Here is a 20,698-nt window from a genome sequence, read left to right on the forward strand (position 1 = left end):
GGATGTATTATTTTTCGACATGACTCCCTGTTTGATTGAAATTGTGATAAAATGAAATAATGATTGATAAATATCCTGGAAGTGCTCCGGGTGTTTTGACAGGGAGGATTTGACGTGTTTTCAAGAGATATCGGAATTGATCTCGGTACGGCGAATGTGCTGATTTATGTAAAAGGACAGGGCGTCGTTCTGAATGAACCGTCAGTAATCGCAATTGATACGGATACGAAACAAATGCTGGCAGTCGGTGAAGAAGCAAGACGAATGGTTGGACGTACGCCCGGCAATATTGTCGCGCTTCGCCCGCTCCGCGATGGCGTCATTGCAGACTTTGAAATCACAGAACTCATGCTGACGCATTTTATTGATAAAATTAATGTAAAAGGCTTCTTAAAAAAACCAAGAATCCTGATCTGTACACCGACCCATATCACATCGGTTGAGCAGAAAGCGATTCGTCAGGCGGCTGAACGAAGCGGCGGCAAGCAGGTTTACCTGGAAGAAGAACCGAAAGTAGCTGCAGTCGGTGCCGGAATGGACATTTTCCAGCCGAGCGGCAACATGGTGATCGATATCGGCGGCGGAACAACCGACATCGCCGTCCTCTCTATGGGCGATATTGTGACCTCCCAGTCCATTAAACTGGCGGGCGACAAATTCGACCAAGAGATCTTGAACTATATTAAGAAGCGATACAAACTGCTCATTGGTGAACGGACCGCAGAACAAATTAAAATAACCGTCGGCACCGTCTTCAAGAATGCACGCGACGAAAGCATGGATATCCGCGGCCGCGACATGGTGACCGGCCTTCCGAAAACGTTGACCGTTCATTCGAATGAAATCGAAGAAGCACTCGCCGATTCCGTCGGCACACTCGTCCGCGCGGCAAAGAACGTGCTCGAACAAACACCGCCGGAACTCTCCGCAGACATCATCGACCGCGGCGTCATTCTTACGGGCGGCGGCGCGCAGCTTCACGGCATCGACCAACTGCTCGCAAGCGAGCTGAAAGTGCCTGTCGTAGTGGCCGACAACCCGATGACCTGCGTCGTTGAAGGCGCCGGCAAAATGCTCGAACATCTGGATAAATTACCAAAGCGCAAAGCAAATTAACAGCTCTGCGCTTTTGCGCATCAAGAATAAGGACAAGTCGTTTTGTCAAAAGTGCGGCATCCGCCGCACCGGTTGGCGGCGTTTCAGCACTTCGTACGCAATTTTAGTGTGAGGCAAAATGTGCAGAAATTAAAACAGGCAGGTGAAGGACATTGATCAGAGGCTTGTATACATCGGCTGCAGGCATGATTGCCCAGCAGAGAAGACAGGAAACCTTGTCAAACAACTTGAACAACGTGGACACCCCCGGCTATAAAAGCGACCAGACGAAACTGCGCACGTTCCCGGAGCAGCTGATTAACCGGCTCGGCGGCGACATGACCGCCTCAACTGAGGTCGGCGACCTTGCAACCGGTGTGTATATGGATGAGGCAGTTCCCGATTTTTCACAGGGCACGGTCACGGAAACGGGAAAAGCGACCGACGTCGCGCTCATAACGTCGGCACTTCCGGTCAATCCGCAAACCGGCGCACAGGAAGGCGCTCTGCTCTTCAATGTCCGGACACCTGCCGGCGATGCGCGTTATACACGCAACGGCCATTTTACCTTGAGTCCGACCGGCTATCTGACCGATGACGTGGGCGATCAGGTAGTGAATACTGCCGGTCAGCCGATACAGCTCCCATCCGACCAATTCCAGGTAGCCGCCGACGGCACGATTACATCCGGGGGAGCGAATTACGGACAAATCGGAGTCAGCTATGCGGCGAACACCAATCAGCTGGTCAAAGAAGGCAGCAGCCTGTTCCGTCTCGATGGCGGCGGCGCGTTGCCCGCGGCAAACGGAAACGGCCAGGTTAGCTTTAATCTGAAACAAGGCTTTGTTGAAGGGTCCAATGTTCAGGCAGACCAGACCGTCACCGATATGATGGAATCGTACCGATCCTTTGAGGCAAACCAAAAGGTGCTGCAAATCATTGACGGCTCACTTGATAAAGCAGTGAATCAAGTCGGCCGCATAAGCTAAATGAGGATGTTCGAAAAATCCGGGGAAAAGGTAATGAGGTCCTTTTTGTCCTCCTTTTCGAACAGATTTTAAAAAATATAGGGGCAGGTGAGTGTGATGCAGCGGCAAATGATGGCTTCGGCAGTAACTTTAGGACAGATTCAGCAGCAGCTTGCGACGGTTGCAGACAACATCGCGAACGTCAGCACGACCGGCTACAAAAGCAGGGACGCGAAGTTTACCGATCTGCTTTTTCAACAAATCGACAACATGACCCCGGCTGATGCCGATCAGACGGACCAAACCAACCGATTGACTCCGTCCGGCATTCGTGACGGCTCCGGCGCGCGAATCGGCGATACGTCACTGGATCTTTCCATGGGCGCGATCCAACAGACCGATAATCCGCTCGACCTCGCCCTGACCGATGATCACCAATTTTTCACCGTAAATCATGGCGGCGCAACAGCATACACACGTGCCGGCGCCTTCAATACGCAGCCGGATCCTAATGATCCGAACACCCTGCGTCTGCTCACGAAAAGCGGCGATGCGGTGCTCGGCACAGACGGACAGCCGATCACGATTCCGGCGACTTACCATGATCTGCAGATCAGCAGTACCGGCGCGATATCGGTTGAGCTGGCAAATGGCGCGCGCGTAAACGCAGGACAGCTCGGACTGGTTACGATCAGCCGACCGCAATTGCTGGAGAACCAGGGCAACAGCCTCTACACCTTACCGAATTTAGCACAGCTCGGCATCGGTCTGAATGATGTGGTTCAGCCGGTTGCCGAAAATGCAGGCAGCGTGGCACAAGGCAAGCTGGAAAATTCAAACGTCGATCTGACCAAAGAAATGGCGGATCTGATTAATCTGCAGCACAATTATCAGCTGAACGCGCGATCAATAACGATCGGCGATCAGATGGCCGGTCTGGTCAACGGTCTGCTGCGTTAAGCGAGGAACACGTAATGGAAACGAACGAAAAGCTACATAATAAACCGAAAACAAGTCCGGAAACGAGAAAAGCGGCCCGAGCAGCACGACAAGAGGCACAAAAGGCCGAACGCAAAACGCGGGAAAAAGCAAACGAAGAACAAAAGCCATTGTTTAACCCGTTCTTCGGTTACAAAAAGCGGCGCTTTCCGATCTGGCAGCGGCTGATCGCCTTGATCGCCCTCTGCGCGATCGCCCTTGCCGCCGGTGCAATGTTTGGTTACGGCGGGCTCGGTCATCGCAGCCCATTGGCAGTCTTTGAACCTGCTACTTGGCAGCACATTCTCGATTTCCTGAAAAGGGACTGATTGAAGGGAGGCGATCGTTTGTTAACGATCGACGAAATCAAAAAAATATTACCGCACCGCTATCCATTCCTGCTGGTCGACCGAGTCCTTGAAGTCGAAGACGGTAAAAAAGCGGTCGCAATTAAAAATGTTACGGTTAACGAACCGTTTTTCCAAGGTCATTTTCCGGATTATCCGGTCATGCCCGGAGTCCTGATTGTAGAGGCACTTGCTCAGGTCAGCGGCATCGCGGTACTTAGCCAAGGTAAGCAGGAGAACATGCTGACACTCTACGCCGGCATTGACAAATGCCGCTTCAAGCGTCAAGTACGACCCGGTGATCAGCTGAAGCTGGAAGCGGAAATTCTTCGCTTCCGTGCCGGTTTCGCCAAAGCCAAAGGTGTCGCCACCGTTGACGGCGAAGTCGCCTGCGAAGCAGAAATGATGTTTGCCCTGAAAGCAGCAGAATAACGTTGAACATTCAGACGTCACGATTCGATCGGACGTCTGTTCTATTTTCACGGATTAATTGGAAGATATTTCTCTGGAAGTTTCCCAACCAGTCCTTTATACTGACAACACCTAAGCTCGCCGACCAACACCAGAAGGTAAAGAAAGAAGCATCAAGATTAGGAGTGAGTAAGTTGATGAATAAAGAGACAGAAGCAAGCTTAAGAAACTCGGGTGGTCAAAGATGAGTCAAGAACCTGACCTCTCCGTTAATTTTGCAGGGCTGACGCTGACCAGTCCGGTCATGCCCGCCTGCGGAACATTTGAGTTAACAAGTAAACCGGATTTCGACGCCAACCAAATCGGTGCGTTTATTCCGAAAAGTATTTCCATGAACAAACACAGCAAAGAGCAGGCTTCAAGCATTTTCGAGGCGGAGGGCAGCATGCTGAACTCCGTGACCTTTCAAAGCGAGGATATCGAATATTTTGAAGCACGCGTTTTGCCGGTGTATGAACCCTATCAACCGCCGCTGATCATCAATCTTTCCGGAGAAACCGTTGATGAATTCGCTCAGACTGCCGAAAAGTTAAACAAATGGGATAAGATTGCCGGCTTTGAAATCAATCTCTCTTGCCCGAATAGTAATGACAATCGGCAAATGTTCGGACTGCTCAGCGAGTCAACCTACAGCTTAATCCGCAAAATTCGAAACGTCACCGACAAGCCGCTGATTGCAAAATTGTCGCCGTCCGTCTCGCGTATTCAGGAAATTACACTCGCTGCTGAACAGGGCGGCGCGGATGCCTTCACCGTGGCGAACGCATATTCAGCCATGTCCATCGACATCAACACGCGCAAGCCGAAGCTAGGCAATGTCATCGGCACACTTTCAGGTTCAGCAATCAAGCCGCTGATTGTGCGCCTCATCTTTCAAGTGCACCAAATCAGCCATCTGCCGATCATCGGCAGCGGCGGTGTGATGACCGGCAGCGATGCAATTGAAATGCTGCTCGCCGGTGCTGCCGCAGTCCAGGTCGGGACCGCAAACTACCGCAATCCCGCTGCGATGATTGAAATCATCAACCAGATTCGCGACTATTTAATACGCGAAGATATCCATTCCGTCTCCAGCCTGATCGGTCAAGTAGACCTCAGCTGATGCAGATAAAAAGCGCGGTCAGTGCCGCGCTTTTTTTGTTGCTTAAAAACTAGCTCAATGCTGTGTGAAATTGAATGATGACATAGCAAACCCCAATGCCCATGCACGACCAGGGACAAGGACCAGAACCCATGCACGGAAAATGAGATTCAACGCACGAAATCGCTAAATCAATGCGCGAAAACCCGTCCAATGCATGAAAATACGACGCCAACGCACGAACCGGGGCCAGGATCCCCCCCATGCCCGAAATTCATGATCCAATGCACGATAATCATGGTTCAATGCACGATAATCATGGTTCAATGCGCGAAAACCCGAGTCCAATGCACGAAAATACGATGCCAACGCACGAACCGGGCTCAGGATCCCCCCATGCCCGAAACCAGTGATCCAATGCACGATAATCATGGTTCAATGCACGAAATCCCTAAATCAATGCGCGAACCCATGACGCCAACGCACGAACCGGGCTCAGGATCCCCCCCATGCCCGAAATTCATGATCCAATGCACGATAATCATGGTTCAATGCACGAAAAACCCCAATCAATGCACGAAAATACGATGCCAACGCACGAACCAGGCTCAGGATCGCCCCCCATGCCCGAAATTCATGATCCAATGCACGATAATCATGGTTCAATGCACGAAAACCCGAGTCCAATGCACGAAAATACGACGCCAACGCACGAACCGGGCTCAGGATCCCCCCCATGCCCGAAACCAGTGATCCAATGCACGATAATCATGGTTCAATGCGCGAAAACCCGAGTCCAATGCATGAAAATACGATGCCAATGCACGAACCGGGCTCAGGATCCCCCCATGCCCGAAACCAGTGATCCAATGCACGATAATCATGGTTCAATGCGCGAAAACCCGAGTCCAATGCACGAAAACCCGAGTCCAATGCGCGAAAACCCAAGTCCAATGCATGAAAATACGATGCCAACGCACGAACCGGGCTCAGGATCGCCCCCCCATGCCCGAAACCAGTGATCCAATGCACGATAATCATGGTTCAATGCACGAAAAACCCCAATCAATGCACGCCCCCCACTCCCAATGCACAAACTCAAGCATCTCAATTATGAAAAAATCGGGAATGCTGCTTAATTTAAATAAATCATATTGACAAACTGGGGATTAGGCCATATACTAACATCACAATTCCATTTCTTATCGAGAGCGACGGAGGGAACTAGCCCGATGAAGTCCGACAACCAGCACTTAGGTGTATGGTGTTAAATCTAGCAGACCGCTTGGGCGGTACTGGAAGATAAGAGTCAACGTTTACGCTCAGTAAAAGTTACTTTCTTATCGCGGAAAGTAGCTTTTTTAATTTACACATGAGCAAAAAATCTCCCTTTAAGAAATTGGAATAATGGAAAAGAGGGAGGAACAAGATGAGTGAACATGTGGTTCAAAGATTCGGGCCTGAGTATTATTGCAATGAACCCGGCGCGTTTGAACAGCTGCCCGAAATTCTGAATGACAGGCGGTGGCATAACGTCTTACTGGTTCACGGACATCGATCATGGGAGGCAGCTAAGCCTTATCTCCCGCTGGACCAGCTTACCAACGTTGCTGAAGCTGTGCATCAAGGCGAATGCTCGGAAAGCGAAATGGAACGCATTAAGCAATTAAGCATTCAGCATTCGAGCGATGTCATCATTGGTGTCGGCGGTGGGAAAATTCTCGATACCGTCAAAGCGGTATCCGCGCAGCAGTCCATTCCATGCGTGCTGCTGCCGACACTTGCCTCGAACTGTGCCAGTTTTACACCGATCAGCATCGTCTATAAAGAAGACGGCAGTCGGCTTGGAACGCTGAGGCATCGGAAATCAAACGACGTTGTGCTTGTCGAACCAAAAATTATCGCCGAGGCACCAATCGAGGCGTTTCGGTCCGGCCTTGGTGACACGCTCGCCAAATGGTATGAAGCACGCGTCCGTCTGAGCAAAATTCCGCAGGAAGAACGGAGCCTGCCGCTCCAACTGAGCTTTAATTACGCCAAAACCTGTCGCGATACTGTTTTTGAAAACGGAAGGCAGGCGCTTGACGCTGTGAAAGAAAAAACAGCAAGCCTTGCACTTCAAAGAGTCATCGACACCATTTTCATCGCTGCCGGACTCGTCGGCGGATTAGCCGAAGCACATGGCCGAAGCGTCGGCGCACATGCGTTTTTTAACGCCTCGACCTTTCTCGGACTCGAAGCAGTCGCACCACATGGCACCTTGGTTGCCTATGGAATCCTGCTTCAGCTCGAACTCGAAAGCAAGATGGCGGAACAAAAACAAGTCCTTGATCTGTATCAGGATCTCGGCCTGCCGACGAAGCTAGCTCAGGTCGGACTTTCACTCGGCAACGAGCAGCAGCTGAGCATCCTTGCCTATCACATGACCGATTCGGACTCTCGGATTCACGAGTTGCCCTTTGACGTGACAGCAGAGCACGTCCGGACGGCGATTGAAAAACTTGAGGCACGCGCGCAGCAGCACGCAGAAAAGGTGGAAACGACTCATGACTGAATTTGCAGCATCAGAGCGGTTGCAGGCACTTAAACCGAAATTTTTCGCCCAGCAAGCCAAAAAGATCAAGGCGCTGAAGGAAAAAGGCCTCGATGTCATCAATCTCGGCCGCGGGAATCCCGATCAGCCGACCTTTCCGGAAATCGTGAGCATCCTTCATCAAGCGTCGAAAGAAACGGCCAATCAAGGATATCCGCCCTACGGAGGCAAACAGAAGCTGAAGCAGGCGATCGCGGATTTTTATAAAATAAACTATCAAGTCGATCTCGATCCGGACACCGAAATCGCCATATTTAACGGATCAATTGTCGCATTGACGGCGATCTCGCTGGCATTGCTCAATCCGGGCGACACAGCACTTGTTCCCGATCCGGCATTCGGAGGCTATGAGATCGGTGTCACAATGGCGGGAGCGCATGCGGCTTCTCTGCCGCTGCTTGAGGAAAATGATTTTCTGCCCGATTACACGCATGTCCCACAAGACGTGAGCGAAAAGGCAAAGCTATTGTTTCTTAATTACCCGAACAATCCGACCGGGGCTTCGGCAAATGCAGCCTTTTTCGAAAATACCGTCGATTATGCAAAACAGAATAACCTTGCCGTTGTCCACGATTTCGCATACGGTGACATCGGATTCGAGGAAGAAGCGCCGCGCAGCTTTCTGCAGACGCCGGGGGCAAAGGACGCAGGCATTGAAATCTATACATTTTCGAAAACATTCAATATGGCGGGTTGGCGGGTTGCCTTCGCGGCAGGCAACGCGTCACTGATTAAGCATTTGAATCACTATTTGGTGAACAACGTCGGTGGCGTGTTCGGAGCCGTGCAGGATGCCGCGGCATTCGCTCTCGGCACTCAGGAACATCAACGTGCCCAGCTGCGCGCGCTTTACCAATCACGCCGCGATTACTTAATCGAAGAATTAACCGCGCTCGGTTACCAAGTGTATCCGGCAAAAGGAACGTTTTTCCTATGGGTCAGGGTTCCTCAAGGCTTTTCTGCAACCCAATACTCAGAAAATCTATTAGATAACTTGGGAATTGCTGTTGTTCCCGGAACAGCATACGGCTCTTCCGGCGAATCCTACTTTCGAGTCAGTCTGGTTGTACCGCTATCGCGATTGCGGGCGGCCGTTGAACGGATTAAACAAAATCAAAGCATCAGGGGAGGCATTACACGATGAAAAAATGGCTTGCAGGAGCATTAGCCGCACTTTTACTACTGAGCGTGGCCGGCTGCGGACAAAGCAGCGGTAAAGCAGAATCACAAGAAAAAATATTGCGCGTTGGTGCGACCGGACAGAGCTATCCGAACGCATACAAGGATGACAATGGGAAACTGACCGGCTACGATGTTGAAGTGCTGGAGACGATTGCGAAAAAGCTCGGCTATAAAGTGGAATGGCATCTGACAGCGTTCGACGGTGTGCTTGGTCAACTCGGCAGCGGTAAAATTGACACGGTCGCCAACGCATTTGAAGTGACTCCGGAACGAGCGAAGCAATATGATTTTACAACGCCGTACACCTACACAACAACCGCCATTGCCGTCAAGAAAGACAGCAAAATTCAATCGCTTAAAGACCTTGAAGGCAAAACAGTCGGTGGTGTCTCAGGTTCAAATAAAGTGGACATTTTAAATGACTACATTAAAAAAAATAAGCTGAATATCAAAGTGAGGATCTATGACACAAGAGAAGGGCCGCAAACCGATACACTCAAAGGTCAGGTCGCCGGCTATGTTCAGGCAGCATCCATTCTTCAAGCAACGATCAAGAAAAGCAATCTGTCACTGCGTGTGATTGACCAGCCGCTTGCTCATACACACATCAGCTTCCCGTTCTCAAAGAAATCGAAGAAAGAACAAGCACTGTTGAAAAAGTTTAACCAGCAGCTCAAGACATTGAAAGAGGACGGAACGCTTGCCAAACTGTCCGATAAATATTTCGGCATTGATGTGACGAAAGCACAGCAGTAAATCTGAAAGACTTGCAATCTCTCAAAAGGAAAGGATCGTTAAATAATGAGTCAGACCTCGGAAACACAATTATTGGAACAGCAATTGATCGCATTCAGACATGACCTGCATCGCCATCCTGAGCTGTCCTTTGAAGAAGTTAAAACAACGAAGAAAATTAAAGCTGCATTGGAAGAAAAGAACATCAAGATACTCAATCTTCCACTGAAAACCGGTGTGGTTGCAGAAGTATCCGGAAAAGAAGACGGACCGGTGATTGCTCTCCGTTCGGACATCGACGCATTGCCGATTCATGAGCAATCCGGCGTCGCCTTCACTTCGGAAAACGACGGGGTGATGCATGCCTGTGGCCATGACTTCCATACTTCAACGCTGCTTGGTACAGCATATTTACTGAAGGATCACGAAGATCAGCTCAAAGGAACCGTTCGTCTGATCTTCCAGCCGGGTGAAGAATCCGGACATGGTGCGGAGTCAGTTGTGAAAACCGGTGTGCTCGATGACGTCAAGGTGATTTTCGGCTTGCATAACGATCCGACATTAAAGGTTGGCGAAATCGGTTCGCGCCATCATGCACTGACAGCCGGTGTCGATCGTTTCGAAATCCATATTAACGCGAAGGGAGCACACGCTGCCCGCCCATATGAAGGCAAGGATCCGATCGTCATTCTCGCACAAGTCATCAATGTGTTTCAATCCATTGTCAGCCGCAACATCGCATCCACGGAAAACGCGGTCGTCAGTATCACTCAGGTACACGCCGGCAATACATGGAATGTCATCCCGGCCTCCGCATTTGTTGAAGGCACCGTGCGTACATTCAGCAAAGACGTACGCGCTTATATTCCCGAACGATTTCGGACGATCCTTAACGGAATCGCGGAAACCTTTGAATCAGAGATCGAACTCAAATGGTTCCCTGGCCCGCCGTCCGTTGAAAATGATCCGGAATGGACTGATTTTGCACTGGATGTTGCAGGCAAAGAAGGCTTAACACCAAAGCTTCTCGAACCGACCTCCATCGGTGAAGATTTTGCCTTTTATCAAGAAAGCTTGATCGGCGCTTTTGTCATGGTCGGCAGCGGCGGTCCCTATGCCTTGCACCATCCGAAATTCCGAGCCGATGATCACGCCATCTATCCGACATCGCGCTATTTTGAATCACTTGCCATTGAGGCATTGAAAAAACTAACGGCGTCGGTGTGAGAGGAGAGGGTAGCAATGGGAGCACACATCATTGATAATCGAATGGTCGGCGGCAGCTTCGGCACTACGGAGATGCGCCAAGTATGGGAAGAAAAAAATCGCTTTCAAAAGCATCTTGACGTTGAAGCCGCGCTTGCATACGCTGAGGGCGAGGTTGGTTTAATTCCGGAGAAAGCGGCGAAAGCAATCGAGGCACATGCCGACGCGGATCATTACGATCTCGATGCGATCGCAGCACGAGTCGCCGAACTGCAGCATACGCTCATGCCGACGATTGAAGCGCTGCAGCATCAAAGCGGCGACTACGGTGAATTCGTTCACTATGGCGCAACAACCCAGGACATCGTTGACACCGGCACTGTTCTGCAGCTGAAGGAAGCGTTCACTATTGTCGAACGCGACACCAAGGCTGTTGCTCTCCTGCTTCGCGGCCTCGCCGAGAAGTATCGGAATACGCTCATGACTGGCCGCACGCACGGCGTTCAGGCGCTGCCGATTACCTTCGGCTTTAAATGCGCCATCTGGCTCGACGAATTACTGCGTCATCTCGATCGGCTCAAGGAAATCAAAGCACGCGTCCTGACCGGAAACATCAGCGGCGCAGTTGGCACCTATGCATCGTTCGACGGCAAAGGGCCGGAAATTGAGAAATTAGCATTAGAAAAGCTTGACTTGAACGTGCCGAACATTTGCTGGCAGTCCTCGCGTGACCGTTTTTCTGAGTATGCCTCTGTGGTCGCACTGATCAGCGGTACTCTGGGTAAAATCGGCAATGAATTTTACTTGCTGATGCATACAGAAATCGACGAAATTGAAGAACCGTTCACAGCCGGCAAGGTCGGCTCGTCGACTATGCCGCATAAGCGCAACCCGAGCTCATGCGAGGGACTGGCCAGTCTGACACAGCCAGTGTTGCATGCAGCCGCGCTGATTCATCAATCACTGACCATGGAGCATGAGCGCGACGCGATGAGCTGGCGCGCCGAATGGATTGCACTGCCTGAATTGAATATCTACCTCTCCGCTCAGCTGCAGCTGGCTCAGGGGATTCTGAAAGGCTTGACGGTGCGTAAGGATAACATGCTGAAAAATCTCAAGCTGCAGCATGGCTTGATTTTATCGGAAAAAGTAATGTTCGAGCTGGGCAAGGAGGTTGGCAAACAAACCGCGCATCACCTTGTCTACACCTGCGCGATGACCGCCTTTGAACAGGAACGTCCGTTTGAGGATGTTCTGTGGGAGGAAGCGGAGATTCGTTCACGTTTCAGTAAAGAAGAAATTGATCACTGGCTCGACCCGGCACACTATCTCGGCAGTACGCAGACGGCAATCAACCGCGTCCTGCAGCGTGCCGACACCGTACTCGGTCGGCCGGTTCAGCAATAAAGGAGCGACAAGCATGACCTATATTTACCGAAAAGCGACGCTCGCCGACACGGACGCATACTATCGGCTCATTCATTCCGCCTATGCATCGATTCGCGAGCTCGGCATCCATTTTGCAGCAGCCACCGCAGATCGCGAGCAAATTGTTCGCCACTTGCGCGGCAATGCGGTCTACGTCATCGAGGAGGAGGGCGAACTTGTCTCCAGTCTGTCTCTTCGTTTTCCGTGGGGACCGAATCCCGGCCCATACGGATTGCCGCATATCGGCTGGTTCGCCACCGCACCGTCAAAGAAGAACTCCGGCTTGGGCAAGAACCTGCTTCACTGGGTTGAGGAAACAGTACTCATTCAGCAGCTGCATCTGCCCGCCGTGACGCTCGGCACGGCCGACAGCCATCCTTGGCTTGCCTCGATGTATGAATCGCTCGGCTTCGTTAAGGTCGGTACGGCTGATTTGAAAAAAGGGCACATCACCATTTATTTTCTGAAGGTGCTTGATCAGCAGCTCTATGAACAGTGGAGAAAAACGAACCCGCTGACTGTGTCCACACAACATTAAATCGACATGAACGGAAAAAGGGGAATTTTTTACTTATGAAGAAATTAGTTGCACTCACACTATCTATTCTCTTACTGCTTCCTATTGCTGCTTGCGGCAACGGGCAAAGCACAGGATCCGGCAATAAAACCATCACACTCGGAACAACCGGACAAAGCTACCCAAACAGCTATAAAGACGGCGACAACCTCGTTGGTTTTGATGTTGAAGTGGCCGAGACGATTGCGAAGCGTTTGAATTACAAAGTCAAATGGGTGACCGTTGACTTTGCAGGCTTGATCGGCCAATTGGACGGCAGTAAAATTGATTCGATTGCCAATGCAGTAGCAGTTACACCGGAACGCGCGGAAAAATATGCATTTTCAACGCCATATAGTTATTACGCGACACAGGTTGCAACGAATAAAGCAAATACACAGATTAAGAGTTTGAAAGACTTGGAAGGCAAAACGGTTGCGGGTGTCCTCGGATCAAACAACGTGAAGAGCCTGCAAGCATACGATTCCAAAATTAAAATCAAGACCTATGAAACACGCGACGGAGCAATCAGTGACGCCGTGAAAAATCAGGTTGCCGGTTTCGTCAACACACGCCCGATCCTGAAAGCAACCATTGAAAAAAACAAACTGCCGTTAAAAATTATTGACGGAGCAGCAGCGGAAGATAAAGTTGCCTTTCCATTCCTTAAGAATGCCAAAGGCAAAAAGTTGCAGAAGGCTTTCGATAAGGAACTGAAAAAAATGCAGGAAGACGGCACACTCAAGAAAATTTCGGAAAAGTACTTCGATGAAGATATTACTGTTGAGAAGTAAAATGGACCTCGGCGGTATATCATGGGGCCGGCTCATCGACGCCTTTAATGCGGCATGCATTGAAGAAGGTACTGCAATGCATTTTGGCGAGCACCTCGCACACATTCGGTCCATTCAGACAGAAAGGAAGACAAAGACATCATGAATTTCGACTTTGGCTATATGCTTCGTGTTTTTCCATTGATTTTCAACTATATACCCATCACCTTGCTGCTTGCTGTGATATCGATGATCTTCGCCTGCCTGCTCGGACTGGTCATTGCGCTTGCACGTCAATCCAATCTGCCCGGCGTCAAGCAGCTTGCTATTGTCTATATCTCACTGTTTCGGGCGATGCCGACACTGGTCCTGCTTTTCATCATCTATTACGGCCTGCCGCAGCTCTTTCCATCATTGTCCGGGTTGAACGCAATGGTCACGGCCATTATCGGCTTGAGCTTAAAGGAAGCATCTTTTCTTGCGGAAATCTTTCGCGCCGGACTCGATTCCGTGGATGAAGGGCAACTCGAGGCGGGGCTCGCCGTCGGCATCAGCAGATTCAAGATTTTCACCCATATCGTCTTGCCCCAGGCAGCGCTCAATGCTTTACCCGGCACCGGTAACACCTTTGTATCGCTGATTAAGCAGACCTCGCTCGCGTTCACACTCGGCGTTACCGAGCTGTTCGCCGAAGGGAAAATGATCGCTTCAGCCTCGTTGAAATTTTTCGAGACCTACCTGGCAATCGGCCTCACCTATTGGATGCTTGTGATCATCTATTCCTGGCTGCAGAGCTATTTGGAAAAATGGCTTGGGAAACCATTGAGGAGGGCATAAAATGAGCATGATTAACGTACACAATCTGCACAAAAAATTTAAAGACAACGTCGTGTTGGACGGTATCGATTTCACGGTCGACGAAGGTGAAGTTGTCGCGATTATCGGCCCGTCCGGTTCCGGAAAATCAACCTTGCTGCGCTGTCTGAACCTGCTCGAACAGCCGGATCAAGGTGAAATCAAAATCGGCGAAGCAAGTCTGGGTGCGGAACATTATGGAAAAAAAGAGGTCGTCGCATTGCGCCAACAGACGGCCATGGTGTTTCAGCACTACAACCTGTTCCGTAATAAGACCGCACTGCAAAATGTGACCGCCGCACTGATCCTCGCCAAGAACATGAAGAAAAGTGAGGCAGAGCGTCTCGGATTGGAATTTCTCAAACAGGTCAATCTCGAAGATCAGCGTGACCAATATCCCGTCACGTTGTCCGGCGGTCAGCAGCAGCGCGTCAGTATCGCCCGCGCGCTCGCGGTGAATCCGAAAGCGATCCTGCTCGACGAACCGACCTCCGCGCTCGATCCCGAACTGGTCGACAGTGTATTACGTGTTCTCCGCAACCTTGCGGAAAAAAAGATGACCATGATTGTTGTCACCCACGAAATCGAATTTGCACGTGAAGTCGCCGACAAGGTCGTGTTCATGGCGGATGGCAAAATTATCGAACAAGGGGCACCGAACGATGTCCTTCGCTATTCAAAAAATGAGCGTACGCGACGTTTCCTGCAGCAACTTGACAAGCACAAAGAAGTACCGGTATAAGCCGTTGCATATTTCTTGCGCCTCGCCGCAGATTAAGTTAGCGTAAAAGTAACATCAAATTGGAGGGATCACCATGCCTACACTATCCGATACAGGCTTTCATTTCGGTTCCAAAGAAGCACCGCTGAAATTGACTGTGATGACCAACCTTGCCTGCCCGCACTGCGCAAACTATCTGAAAAACTATGAAACAGAGCTGCTTCCGGCCATCGAAAACAAGCAGCTTGAGCTCATTCTCAAGCCGTTTGATAAGCCGAAGGTCGGCCTGCTCAAGGGCAACCTGGTGCACCTGTTCCTCGACTACAAGGATCAGGCGAAAACCAACCCGATCATCCTGCAGCTGTTCAAGGATCAGGCAGAATGGAAAGCGCTCAACGACAGTGAAATCAAGACCTACCTGACCGACAACTATGGACTGACTGTGCAGCCAGACAACACAGAGTACAGCCTGACCATTACTCAGGAAGCGATTGCCTTCGACGCAACTTCCGTGCCGACCGCGCTGTTCAGCAAGAATGGATCAACGCCGATCAAAATCACGCAGGACGACCTGAACAAAGAATTAGAATCCGCACCTGCAATCTGATCTGCAACGAGTTAAGGCCGGGCCAACATATGCCCGGCCTTTTTCACAGGAAAAGAAAGTATATGATTTCCGGATGAACAAAAAGTTGGAAACTAGACACGAAAGCGCGAGACGCCTGCGGGACCAGCGAGCCAGGGGAGACCCCGCAGATATGAGCATGTCCGAGGAGGCTCCCGGATCGCCCGCGGCAAGCGAGCATCTGAAGTGTCGCTCAAGTCACAGAGTTAATGGATCAAAGCTTCACACAGATTGACAGCCAAGGACCGGGCTGTGCCCGGCCTTTTTCACAGGTAAAGAAAGTTTATCGTTTCGCCTTGCAGGTACGACGATAGGGTCATAAGAGGCTGACTCCTAATCCGCACGGATCGGTTGTACGATCAAGTAAGCACCCAATCTGATAAATAGACGGAAAAATTCCGCTTAATTAGAAAATGAACGAAAAAATAGCTTAAATAGACGGAGAAATTCCGCTTATCGAGACGAAAAACATGAAAATGGAGGGTTTTGCCTTGCATAAGCGGAAAAATTACCCTTATTTACCGGCGTAACAAGCTCCATGATACATATAACCGGAAAATCTCCGCTTATTTTAAGAATGCTTAATGAAACAAAGGTGAGCTGAATGGGGATCATTGTTTATTAGCACAAAAGAACCCCTTATTTGGATGCGTGATGCTGAATCGTATCATAAGTGCGGCAAAATTTATTGTCTTAATCGCTTACGATCTTATCAGTAGCCCTGTCTTTTCATTGGATTGTTCATAGCACAGCAGCACGCCGAAATTGAACAATGAGCATTTATCCCAATACGAAAAAGTTCGAATCAAGCTGTTCGTTTATTCCAGAAGCGGACGGATCCGCCGAAGGAGGCGGATCTTCCGAATAGATCAGTTAATTTGCAAGGAGGGCGGGACATGGACCATCAAACGGAAACAATTATAAAGCTAATCCAATCTTCGGATCCGCTGCAGGATGATCAGGCGTTGGCAGCCGCGCGAACCGGACTTTCCGATTATATCGCGTCGTCACTCGCTGCCGTTCAGGAATCGGCCGTTGCAAGGCTGCGCGATTATGTTGCACGCGAACAAGGCCCGGCAACCTTAATCGGCGCCAATATATGCGTCACAGCACAGAACGCCGCTTTGTTTAATGGATTCCAAGCACATTACCTTGATTATGACGACACACATGCCGGCGTACGCGGACATCCGAGTGCGCCCATTTTGTCCGCGCTGCTTGCAGTATCTGATGGAGACACTAGGGGCGATGAGTTCTTGCGCGCTTATATCATTGGTGTCGAGTTGATGGCCCGTCTTGGCGAATCCGTCAATCCCTATCACTATCTGCACGGATGGCACGCGACCGGAACATTCGGTGCAATTGCAGCCGCAGCAGCGATTGGCGCGCTTAAGCATCTGCCTGATATTCGGCTGGCGCAGGTGCTCGGCATTGCAGCGACACAAAGTGCCGGACTTCGTTTTCAAGTCGGCACAGCGGTTAAGCCGCTGCACGCAGGACTGGCGGCACGTTCGGCTGTTTTTGCTTATGAAGCAGTAGAAGAGGCAGGCATTGCCGGATCGACAGAGCTGTTTAATGAAGCAAACGGTTATTTCCGCGTCTATGGGACCGCCAATCCGGACATCGCTCAATGGGAGCAAACATGGGGAAAACCTTGGCGAATCGTCTCGCCAGGACTGTGGTTCAAGCGTTATACCTTCTGCTCAGCAGCGATGCAGGGCGCGGATGCAGCACAAAGCCTATACCGCGCTCATCGATTTGTAGCATCCGATATTGACTGCATCGATGTCTTTTTCCCGAAAAACGGTGACAGCGCACTGCTCGTTCGCGCACCGCAGACAGGTGAAGAGGGACGCTTTTGCATTGAATACATTGTTTGGCTTGCGTTAACCGGACAGCCTTTGGAACGGGACGCGTTCGCGCCAACACCGATCCCGGAGAAAACACGTGCCGAGCTGCTCAAAGTGCAGCGCAAATACGATGATCCGGAATGGCAAGCATCCAAGAATGCGCAGCCAAAAGGCCGATACACGGCAGTCAAAGTGACCACCCGATCCGGCCAAATCTTTTCAACGATTGTTGACCAGCCGAAGGGCAGTCCCGCAAATCCGCTTTCTCAGCTTGAACATCAAACCAAGCTCAGCAAAGCATCCGCGCATGCGAACGAAATCGCTGCGTTAATCAATCGACTGGAACAGAAAACACTCGGACCGCTTATCCACTTGATTAATTGAAAAAATGAAGTCGTCCCGGAAGTCCGTTTGTGACTCCTGTTCAGAAACAAGTTCTGCCCCATAAGTGAGCAAGCCATTAAAAAACTCGGCCCATTATGCCGAGTTTTAATGTCTGTGTTCATACCGATCATAAATGAATTATCCTTCCGGCATCCAAGTCTCCGCTTCGCTGTCATCAGGATAATAATATCCGTTGGGAATGGATTGCAGTTCAACAAGCGAACCCCAGGGAGTCACAAAATAGACGCTGGCGTTTTCAGGTGTATCTTCATGCTTCGAATTTCCGTGGATCTCGGATAAAAATTGGGCACCGGCAGCTTTCGCACGAGCCACAGCTGTTTCGATATGATCTACATAAATAGAGATATGATTCCATCCCAAATCCTGCAATCCGGCAGGCTGTGTCTGTTTGTCTGAGACAATCTCAAACAACTCAAGATTTGCTCCATTGCCAATTCTGAGCAAACGTTGCTTTATAATTTTACTGCCATCCGAAAGGCCAAGTTGATGCTCTACCGTCCGCCCTTTTCGAGGGGCATCATCTAAAGTTAAACCGTCATATACGTACTCTGCACCAAGTGCTTTTTTTAAAAAATCTGATGCTTGATCAAGATTTGGCACAGTCAGCCCAATGTGATTAATTCCTCTTGGTAATGCTCCAAATTGATCTTCTTTCAAAATAGAATGCCTCCATATACAAATCCTTAACTGTTTAATAGAGATATATCCAGTTTGGACTCAATGTAAACCTGAGTGAGTTCACAAGCCAGTCTACGGATTAGATAAAGCCTGCAAAAGTGGGAAAATCGCTGGCCGGATATCTACCGCACAATTAAGCTGCGCGTTCATCCGCATATCGAACTCATTTATTCAGGTGCTCAAGTTGCTCTCCAGCAGCGCTCTATCCCCCTGTCAAGTAAGAGTATCACCAGTTTTAACTGTATTCAGGAAATCATTCATTTACACAAAATAAATTACATTCCCGCTTAATTAGAAAATGAATGAAAAAATAACTTAAATAGACGGAGAAATTTCGCTTATCCCAATCGAAAAACGTGAAAATGAAGGGTTTTGCTTTGCATAGACGGAAAAATTCCCCTTATTTACCGGCGAAATAAGCTCCATAGTGCACATAACCGGAAAATCTCCGCTTATTTTACTCGTTACATATTGCCCGGAAACAGGAGTGTCTGTTCAAGCACAAGGTTAACGATTCAAAATTTCATTTGGAGCAAAGGATCTTTCGAAAAGCCTACATGTCCTGTGAAAGTACGTTCTGCGCAAAGCGAAAGTCCGCATACTGCGGAAATAGGGAGTGGGCTGTGCCCATTTTTCTGAGTTTGCATGAAATGCCGATAAATCAATAGAACCCGGGAACATGTCCATGCGATAAAATGAATCGTATGATGTTGAATTAAAAAATAGTTTGTCATATATTCTGACACGATCCTTTTGCTTGTTTATAAGAAAGGTTACAATGACTTCATTCCTTTAATTTTAGTTTATTCAAAATAGAAACGACGTTCCACTCAATGGAACGATTATCCAGATCATTTGAATAAACACCTTGGGCACTCATAACAAATTTCAGAAAAAGAAGGGCAGAGAAGAAAAATGACCGAGTCAAACAGCACTGTGGAATTGAATGAAATTGGACCTTATCAGCACAAAACCCTGTGGGCATCGATTGTTGGTTATGCGATGGACGGGTTGGACATGATGATGCTTTCGTTTGTACTGCCATTAATTATCGCTTATTACAGCCTCAATCCTGCGCAGGCAGGAAGTATCTCGACGATTACCATGCTTGGCGTTGTGATCGGCGGTTATGCATTTGGTATTCTGGCCGACAGCTATGGACGTGTCCGTGTGTTCACATGGACGATTCTCGTATTTTCCGTGTTTACTGGATTATGCGCGTTCGCACCAAATTACGAAACGTTTAACATTTTCCGGTTTCTCTCCGGACTTGGTCTTGGCGGCGAGTTCGGGATCGGTATGACCCTTGTAACCGAAACGTGGCCGAAAAAGTCCCGGACGCGCGCCACTTCTTACGTTGCGCTGGGGTATCAAGGAGGAACGATCCTTGCGACACTGACTGCGGCGTTCATCGCACCGCATTTTGGTTGGAAAGGCGTATTCCTTGTAGGCGTTATTCCTGCACTGCTCGCTTGGTGGTCACGCCGCAGCCTAAAAGAACCGGATATTTGGCTGAAGACAAAGAATGAAAAAAAATCCTCCATTTCTATCGTTGAACTTTTCAAAAACTGGCGTATTACCGGTACAACGCTTGGCTTGATTATCATCTGCAGTGTGCAGAATTTCGGGTATTTCGGCATTATGAACTGGATGCCGACGATGCTCGCGCAGCAGCACCACTACACGATTAACGGTACCGTGGTTTGGACGATTTCAACGGTTATCGGCATGGTCATTGGCATTATTACGTTCGCTTGGCTTGCAGACAAATGGGGCCGCAAACCGGCATACATTACCTTTCAAATATGCGCGGCAATTATCGTATGGATCTATTTCCATATTGACAATCCGACAACGCTCGTAGTGCTCGGCTCTGTTCTCGGTTTCTTCGTAAACGGAATGATGGGCGGTTACGGCGCGCTGCTGGCTGAGCACTATTCAACGCGAGCACGTTCAACCGCTGAAAATATTATCTTTAATACAGGCCGATTCATCGGCAGCTTTGGTCCGCTGATCATCGGATTTATGGCGATGAACCATTCACTCAGTGCGGCGCTTGGTACCATCTCATTTGTTTATATTTTGGCAGCCGTGTCGATTCTCCTGCTCGTTCCGGAGACGAAGGGCAAAGATCTCGTTTAATTAAAAAGG

Annotated in this window: 21 protein-coding genes and 1 riboswitch; of the genes, 18 read left to right on the top strand and 3 right to left on the bottom strand. The window is 49.6% G+C overall.

Translation table 11 applies throughout. The annotated features are described in order from the left end of the window. Positions 1 to 114: 114 nt before the first annotated feature. The 6 genes from AC6F33_RS02645 (at position 115) to AC6F33_RS02670 (ending at position 4,961) form a co-directional block, all read left to right on the top strand. Positions 115 to 1,116, top strand: coding sequence for a rod shape-determining protein (locus AC6F33_RS02645; protein ID WP_480947954.1), 1,002 nt, complete (start codon positions 115 to 117; stop codon positions 1,114 to 1,116). Positions 1,117 to 1,268: 152 nt separating this feature from the next. After that, positions 1,269 to 2,084, top strand: coding sequence for a flagellar hook-basal body protein (locus tag AC6F33_RS02650; RefSeq protein WP_500777663.1), 816 nt, complete (start codon positions 1,269 to 1,271; stop codon positions 2,082 to 2,084). Positions 2,085 to 2,180: 96 nt separating this feature from the next. After that, positions 2,181 to 3,023 carry a flagellar hook-basal body protein gene (locus AC6F33_RS02655; protein WP_255747414.1) on the top strand — a complete coding sequence of 281 codons (843 nt, stop codon included), beginning with the start codon at positions 2,181 to 2,183 and terminating at the stop codon, positions 3,021 to 3,023. Between the two features lie 14 nt (positions 3,024 to 3,037). Next, positions 3,038 to 3,370 (top strand): DNA-directed RNA polymerase subunit beta, encoded by a 333-nt coding sequence (locus AC6F33_RS02660; RefSeq protein ID WP_480947951.1) that lies wholly within the window; start codon positions 3,038 to 3,040, stop codon positions 3,368 to 3,370. 18 nt (positions 3,371 to 3,388) lie between these two features. Continuing rightward, complete coding sequence (fabZ, locus tag AC6F33_RS02665) at positions 3,389 to 3,820, top strand: 3-hydroxyacyl-ACP dehydratase FabZ (RefSeq protein WP_480947950.1); 432 nt, start codon at positions 3,389 to 3,391, stop codon at positions 3,818 to 3,820. Positions 3,821 to 4,043: 223 nt separating this feature from the next. After that, a complete protein-coding gene (locus AC6F33_RS02670) occupies positions 4,044 to 4,961 on the top strand; it encodes a dihydroorotate dehydrogenase (protein ID WP_500777664.1) in 918 nt (305 codons plus the stop codon). A 474-nt stretch (positions 4,962 to 5,435) separates the two neighbouring features. On the opposite strand, the gene AC6F33_RS02675 is transcribed toward AC6F33_RS02670, so the two are convergent. Continuing rightward, positions 5,436 to 5,678 (bottom strand): hypothetical protein, encoded by a 243-nt coding sequence (locus AC6F33_RS02675; RefSeq protein WP_500777665.1) that lies wholly within the window; start codon positions 5,676 to 5,678, stop codon positions 5,436 to 5,438. 30 nt (positions 5,679 to 5,708) lie between these two features. Then, the gene (locus AC6F33_RS02680) at positions 5,709 to 5,981 is read right to left on the bottom strand and encodes a hypothetical protein (RefSeq protein ID WP_500777666.1); all 273 of its coding nucleotides are present in this window, start codon (positions 5,979 to 5,981) and stop codon (positions 5,709 to 5,711) included. Between the two features lie 158 nt (positions 5,982 to 6,139). After that, a riboswitch (SAM riboswitch) is annotated at positions 6,140 to 6,249 on the top strand. 120 nt (positions 6,250 to 6,369) lie between these two features. On the opposite strand from AC6F33_RS02680, the gene AC6F33_RS02685 reads away from it, so the two are divergent. From AC6F33_RS02685 to AC6F33_RS02735, 11 genes are all read left to right on the top strand, one after another. Further along, on the top strand, positions 6,370 to 7,494 hold the full coding sequence (locus AC6F33_RS02685) for an iron-containing alcohol dehydrogenase family protein (RefSeq protein WP_500777667.1): 1,125 nt from the start codon (positions 6,370 to 6,372) through the stop codon (positions 7,492 to 7,494). Continuing rightward, positions 7,487 to 8,677, top strand: coding sequence for an aminotransferase class I/II-fold pyridoxal phosphate-dependent enzyme (locus AC6F33_RS02690; protein WP_500777668.1), 1,191 nt, complete (start codon positions 7,487 to 7,489; stop codon positions 8,675 to 8,677). The genes AC6F33_RS02685 and AC6F33_RS02690 overlap by 8 nt, the downstream gene beginning before the upstream one ends. After that, positions 8,674 to 9,471 carry a transporter substrate-binding domain-containing protein gene (locus AC6F33_RS02695; RefSeq protein WP_500777669.1) on the top strand — a complete coding sequence of 266 codons (798 nt, stop codon included), beginning with the start codon at positions 8,674 to 8,676 and terminating at the stop codon, positions 9,469 to 9,471. Before AC6F33_RS02690 ends, AC6F33_RS02695 begins: the two co-directional genes overlap by 4 nt. Positions 9,472 to 9,516: 45 nt before the next feature. Then, on the top strand, positions 9,517 to 10,677 hold the full coding sequence (locus AC6F33_RS02700; RefSeq protein ID WP_500777670.1) for an amidohydrolase: 1,161 nt from the start codon (positions 9,517 to 9,519) through the stop codon (positions 10,675 to 10,677). Between the two features lie 15 nt (positions 10,678 to 10,692). Beyond that, positions 10,693 to 12,063, top strand: a complete 1,371-nt coding sequence (gene purB, locus AC6F33_RS02705; protein WP_500777671.1) for an adenylosuccinate lyase — start codon at positions 10,693 to 10,695, stop codon at positions 12,061 to 12,063. A gap of 13 nt (positions 12,064 to 12,076) precedes the next feature. Further along, positions 12,077 to 12,622: a GNAT family N-acetyltransferase gene (locus AC6F33_RS02710; RefSeq protein WP_255747319.1), complete on the top strand. Its 546-nt coding sequence runs from the start codon at positions 12,077 to 12,079 to the stop codon at positions 12,620 to 12,622. A gap of 35 nt (positions 12,623 to 12,657) precedes the next feature. After that, positions 12,658 to 13,434, top strand: coding sequence for a transporter substrate-binding domain-containing protein (locus AC6F33_RS02715; RefSeq protein WP_255747318.1), 777 nt, complete (start codon positions 12,658 to 12,660; stop codon positions 13,432 to 13,434). Between the two features lie 141 nt (positions 13,435 to 13,575). Further along, a complete protein-coding gene (locus tag AC6F33_RS02720) occupies positions 13,576 to 14,250 on the top strand; it encodes an amino acid ABC transporter permease (RefSeq protein WP_500777672.1) in 675 nt (224 codons plus the stop codon). Between the two features lie 7 nt (positions 14,251 to 14,257). Next, positions 14,258 to 15,010 (top strand): amino acid ABC transporter ATP-binding protein, encoded by a 753-nt coding sequence (locus AC6F33_RS02725; protein ID WP_255747413.1) that lies wholly within the window; start codon positions 14,258 to 14,260, stop codon positions 15,008 to 15,010. A 73-nt stretch (positions 15,011 to 15,083) separates the two neighbouring features. Next, a complete protein-coding gene (locus AC6F33_RS02730) occupies positions 15,084 to 15,596 on the top strand; it encodes a thioredoxin domain-containing protein (protein WP_255747314.1) in 513 nt (170 codons plus the stop codon). A 914-nt stretch (positions 15,597 to 16,510) separates the two neighbouring features. Next, positions 16,511 to 17,848, top strand: a complete 1,338-nt coding sequence (locus tag AC6F33_RS02735) for an MmgE/PrpD family protein (protein ID WP_500777673.1) — start codon at positions 16,511 to 16,513, stop codon at positions 17,846 to 17,848. 138 nt (positions 17,849 to 17,986) lie between these two features. On the opposite strand, the gene AC6F33_RS02740 is transcribed toward AC6F33_RS02735, so the two are convergent. Further along, positions 17,987 to 18,526, bottom strand: a complete 540-nt coding sequence (locus AC6F33_RS02740) for a VOC family protein (protein WP_500777674.1) — start codon at positions 18,524 to 18,526, stop codon at positions 17,987 to 17,989. A gap of 936 nt (positions 18,527 to 19,462) precedes the next feature. Here AC6F33_RS02740 and AC6F33_RS02745 point away from each other — a divergent pair. After that, positions 19,463 to 20,689 (top strand): MFS transporter, encoded by a 1,227-nt coding sequence (locus AC6F33_RS02745; RefSeq protein ID WP_255747303.1) that lies wholly within the window; start codon positions 19,463 to 19,465, stop codon positions 20,687 to 20,689. Positions 20,690 to 20,698: the final 9 nt, after the last annotated feature.

It is taken from the genome of Sporolactobacillus sp. BBK16-2, assembly GCF_059878335.1.

Excerpts from the sequence above, each read along its gene's own strand:
- AC6F33_RS02675 (WP_500777665.1), bottom strand. The coding sequence starts at position 5,678 with ATGGGGGGGATCCTGAGCCCGGTTCGTGCGTTGGCGTCGTATTTTCGT.
- AC6F33_RS02710 (WP_255747319.1), top strand. The coding sequence starts at position 12,077 with ATGACCTATATTTACCGAAAAGCGACGCTCGCCGACACGGACGCATAC.
- AC6F33_RS02715 (WP_255747318.1), top strand. The coding sequence starts at position 12,658 with ATGAAGAAATTAGTTGCACTCACACTATCTATTCTCTTACTGCTTCCT.
- AC6F33_RS02695 (WP_500777669.1), top strand. The coding sequence starts at position 8,674 with ATGAAAAAATGGCTTGCAGGAGCATTAGCCGCACTTTTACTACTGAGC.
- AC6F33_RS02685 (WP_500777667.1), top strand. The coding sequence starts at position 6,370 with ATGAGTGAACATGTGGTTCAAAGATTCGGGCCTGAGTATTATTGCAAT.
- AC6F33_RS02745 (WP_255747303.1), top strand. The coding sequence starts at position 19,463 with ATGACCGAGTCAAACAGCACTGTGGAATTGAATGAAATTGGACCTTAT.
- purB (WP_500777671.1), top strand. The coding sequence starts at position 10,693 with ATGGGAGCACACATCATTGATAATCGAATGGTCGGCGGCAGCTTCGGC.
- AC6F33_RS02655 (WP_255747414.1), top strand. The coding sequence starts at position 2,181 with ATGCAGCGGCAAATGATGGCTTCGGCAGTAACTTTAGGACAGATTCAG.
- AC6F33_RS02700 (WP_500777670.1), top strand. The coding sequence starts at position 9,517 with ATGAGTCAGACCTCGGAAACACAATTATTGGAACAGCAATTGATCGCA.
- AC6F33_RS02660 (WP_480947951.1), top strand. The coding sequence starts at position 3,038 with ATGGAAACGAACGAAAAGCTACATAATAAACCGAAAACAAGTCCGGAA.
- AC6F33_RS02670 (WP_500777664.1), top strand. The coding sequence starts at position 4,044 with ATGAGTCAAGAACCTGACCTCTCCGTTAATTTTGCAGGGCTGACGCTG.
- AC6F33_RS02735 (WP_500777673.1), top strand. The coding sequence starts at position 16,511 with ATGGACCATCAAACGGAAACAATTATAAAGCTAATCCAATCTTCGGAT.
- AC6F33_RS02720 (WP_500777672.1), top strand. The coding sequence starts at position 13,576 with ATGAATTTCGACTTTGGCTATATGCTTCGTGTTTTTCCATTGATTTTC.
- AC6F33_RS02730 (WP_255747314.1), top strand. The coding sequence starts at position 15,084 with ATGCCTACACTATCCGATACAGGCTTTCATTTCGGTTCCAAAGAAGCA.
- AC6F33_RS02725 (WP_255747413.1), top strand. The coding sequence starts at position 14,258 with ATGATTAACGTACACAATCTGCACAAAAAATTTAAAGACAACGTCGTG.
- AC6F33_RS02680 (WP_500777666.1), bottom strand. The coding sequence starts at position 5,981 with ATGATTATCGTGCATTGGATCACTGGTTTCGGGCATGGGGGGGCGATC.
- AC6F33_RS02690 (WP_500777668.1), top strand. The coding sequence starts at position 7,487 with ATGACTGAATTTGCAGCATCAGAGCGGTTGCAGGCACTTAAACCGAAA.